We start from the raw sequence: 3,607 nt of genomic DNA, 5'->3' as shown, positions 1-3,607 counted from the left end.
GTGTCCTCCTGCTTGTTCGGAATTCTCCTTCGGAGCGTTTTCTCATGATCACCGTTCGTGACGTCGACGTGCGCGTGGGCGCGCGTCTGCTGCTGTCCGGCGTCTCCCTCCACGTCTCCCCCGGCGACCGCATCGGCCTGGTAGGCCGCAACGGCGCGGGAAAGACCACCCTGTTGCACACCTTGGCGGGCGCCCTGCGGCCCGCCGCCGGAACCGTCGCCCGCACCGGCGACGTCGGCCATCTCCCGCAGGACTCCCGCGCGGCCGACCAGTCGGTCACCGTCACCGACCGGATCCTGTCCGCGCGCGGCCTGGACCGCGCCGTACGGGCGCTGCGCCGTGCCGAGGCCGCGATGGCCGACGGTGCGGAGCGGTCGATGAACGCCTATGTGCGGGCCGAGGCCGAGTTCCAGGCGCGCGGCGGCTACGCGGCCGAGGCGGAGGCCGCACGGGTCGCCGCCGGGGTCGGGCTGCCGGCGGGTCTGATGGACCGGCCGCTCGGCGCCCTGTCGGGCGGTCAGCGACGGCGCGTGGAGCTGGCCCGCATCCTGATCGCCGGGCACGGCACCCTGCTGCTGGACGAGCCGACGAACCACCTCGACGCCGACTCGATCACCTGGCTGCGCGCCTTCCTCGCGAGCCATCAGGGCGGGCTGGTGATGATCAGCCACGACACGTCGCTGCTGGCCGGCACCGTGAACCGGGTGTTCCACCTGGACCCGGGGCGGGCCGCGCTGGACATCCACAACACCGGCTGGGACGCCTATCTGGCCCAGCGGGACGCCGACGAGCGGCGACGGGCGCGCGAGCGGGCGAACGCCGAGCGCAAGGCGTCGTCGTTGCACGCCCAGGCCGACCGGATGCGGGCCCGGGTGGCGACCGCGGTGGCCGCCCGGAACATGGCCCGCCGAGCCGACCGGATGCTCGCCGACCTCGAACCGGCCCGGCGCGCCGAGAAGACGGCCAGGATCCGGCTGCCCGAACCGGCGCCCTGCGGCCGGATCCCGCTCGGCACCGTGAGCCTGACCAGGTCGTACGGCGGGCAACACGTCCTGCGGGGCGTGGATCTGGCCGTCGACCGGGGCAGCCGCCTGGTCGTGCTCGGCCCCAACGGCGCGGGAAAGACGACCCTGTTGCGCATCCTCGCGGGCCAGGACACACCCGACAGCGGCCGGGTGGTCCACGGGCACGGGCTGCGGCTCGGCTACTTCGCCCAGGAACACGACACGCTGGATCCGGAGCTGACGGTGCGTGAGCACCTGGCAGGTGCCGCCCCGCACCTCAGCGACGGCGAAGTCCGCCAGGTCCTGGGCTCGTTCCTGTTCACCGGCGACGACACGGGCAAGCGGGTCGGCGTGCTCTCCGGCGGCGAGAAGACCCGGCTCGCCCTCGCCGGCCTGGTGCACTCGGGTGCCAACGTCCTGCTCCTCGACGAGCCCACCAACAACCTCGACCCGGCCTCCCGCGCCGAGGTCCTGGCCGCGGTGGGCACCTACCCGGGCGCGATCGTCATGGTCACCCACGACGAGGGAGCGGTGGACGCGCTGCGGCCGGACCGGGTGCTGCTGCTGCCCGAGGCGGAGGAGGACCTGTGGAGCGACGACTACCGGGAGTTGGTGGTGCCGGCGCACGCGTGATGGTCCCGGCGGTGGCCTCTGGGCGGGCCCCGCTGCCCGCCCGTGCCAGGCCGGTCAGGCGTCCCGGTACGCCTCCAGCAGCCGCAGCCACACCTCGCTGATCGTCGGGTAGGACGGGACCGCGTGCCACAGGCGGCTGACCGGGACCTCGCCGGCCACGGCGATCGTCGCGGAGTGGATGAGTTCGCCCACGCCCGGGCCGACGAGGGTGACACCGCGCAGGATCTCGCCCTCGAGGTCGACGACCATGCGGGCGCGGCCCTTGTAGCCGTCGGCGTACAGGCCCGCCCCGGCGACGGTGGACAGGTCGACGTCGACGGCCCGCACCCGGTGGCCGGCCTGTTCCGCCTCGGCCAGGGACAGGCCCACCGCCGCCGCCTCCGGGTCGGTGAAGACGACCTGGGGGACGGCCGCGTGGTCGGCGGTCGCGGCGTGGGCGCCCCAGGGCTGGGCGAGGAGCGTCTCCCCCGTGGCCCGCGCGGCGACGGCGGCGCCCGCGATGCGCGCCTGGTACTTGCCCTGGTGGGTGAGCAGGGCACGGTGGTTGACGTCTCCGACGGCGTAGAGCCAGTCGTGGCCGGTCACGCGGAGGCTGTCGTCGACCGGCAGCCAGGAGCCGGGGTCCAGGCCGATCGTCTCCAGGCCGATGTCGTCGGTGCGCGGCGCGCGGCCGGTGGCGAAGAGGATCTCGTCGGCCTCGACGCGGTCGCCCTTGTCGGTGACGGCGACCACTGTGCCGTTCTCGCGGGACACCGACTCCACCGACGTGCCGGTGCGGACGTCGGTGCCGGCCTCGGTGAGCGCCTCGGCGATCAGTTCCCCGGCGAAGGGCTCCATCCGGGGCAGGAGGCCCTTGCCGCGGACCAGCATGGTGACCTCGGAGCCGAGGGCCTGCCAGACCGTGGCCATCTCGGTGGCGACCACGCCGCCGCCGACCACGATCAGCCGGCCGGGCACGCTCGCGGAGCTGGTGGCCTCCCGGCTGGTCCACGGCTTGACCTCGTCCAGACCGGGCAGCTTCGGGAGGGACGCGCGGCTGCCGGTGCAGACGGCGACGGCGTGCCGGGCGGTCAGGACGTGCTCGGCGCCGTCGGGGCCGGTGACCGTCACCGTGCGGGGTCCGGTGAGCCGTCCGTGGCCGCGGTACAGGTCGGCGTCGATGGAGTCGAGCCACCGGACCTGGCCGTCGTCCTTCCAGTGGGAGGTGTAGTAGTCCCGGTGGGCGAGGACCGCGGCGGCGTCGAGGGGCCCCTGCACCGACTGGCTCAGGCCGGGTACGCGGCGGGCGTCCGCCCGGGCGATGACCGGCCGCAGCAGGGCCTTGCTGGGCATGCACGCCCAGTACGAGCACTCGCCGCCGACCAGTTCGCTCTCCACGACCGCGGTGGTCAGACCGGCCGCGCGGACGCGGTCTGCGACGTTCTCCCCCACGGGCCCGGCCCCGAGCACCACGACGTCGTACGCGTTGGTTTCCGTTTCCGTCATGGGGTCAGTCTGGTGGGTGGTGTGCGCCCTGGCCACACGGGTAGGGGCGCGGAATACGTACCAGGTCGGCCGTGTTGTGCCGACGGTTTGCCCCCACACCAGGAAGAGGGATTTACGCCATGAGCAGCACCGTGGAGCTCACCAAGGAGAACTTCGACCAGACGGTCACGGACAACGAGTTCGTTTTGATCGACTTCTGGGCGTCCTGGTGCGGGCCGTGCAAGCAGTTCGCCCCGGTCTACGAGAAGGCGGCGGAGGAGAACCCGGACCTGGTGTTCGGCAAGGTGGACACCGAGGCGCAGCCGGAGCTGGCCGCGGCCTTCGGTATCCAGTCGATTCCGACGCTGATGATCGTCCGCGACCAGGTCGCCGTGTTCGCCCAGCCGGGTGCCCTGCCCGAGGCCGCCCTGACCGACGTCATCGGCCAGGCCCGGGGCCTGGACATGGACGAGGTCCGCAAGGCCGTCGCCGAGCAGCAGGCCCAG

At 73.4% G+C, this 3,607-nt stretch carries 3 protein-coding genes; 2 read left to right on the top strand and 1 reads right to left on the bottom strand.

Translation table 11 applies throughout. The features are described 5' to 3' along the window. The first annotated feature begins 44 nt into the window (after positions 1 to 44). On the top strand, positions 45 to 1,637 hold the full coding sequence (locus tag ACFTZL_RS42605; RefSeq protein WP_382595302.1) for an ABC-F family ATP-binding cassette domain-containing protein: 1,593 nt from the start codon (positions 45 to 47) through the stop codon (positions 1,635 to 1,637). Between the two features lie 54 nt (positions 1,638 to 1,691). Here ACFTZL_RS42605 and ACFTZL_RS42600 read toward each other — a convergent pair whose 3' ends face one another. Further along, positions 1,692 to 3,122, bottom strand: coding sequence for a dihydrolipoyl dehydrogenase family protein (locus ACFTZL_RS42600; RefSeq protein ID WP_382595299.1), 1,431 nt, complete (start codon positions 3,120 to 3,122; stop codon positions 1,692 to 1,694). 119 nt (positions 3,123 to 3,241) lie between these two features. On the opposite strand from ACFTZL_RS42600, the gene trxA reads away from it, so the two are divergent. After that, a partial coding sequence (gene trxA, locus ACFTZL_RS42595; RefSeq protein ID WP_382595296.1) for a thioredoxin occupies positions 3,242 to 3,607 on the top strand: 366 nt, incomplete at its 3' end.

Source organism: Streptomyces sp. NPDC056948, from assembly GCF_042674225.1.
GTDB lineage: Bacteria > Actinomycetota > Actinomycetes > Streptomycetales > Streptomycetaceae > Streptomyces > Streptomyces purpurascens.
The sequence above is the reverse complement of the archived record's forward strand: the minus strand, read 5'-3'. Positions and strand labels throughout refer to the sequence as shown.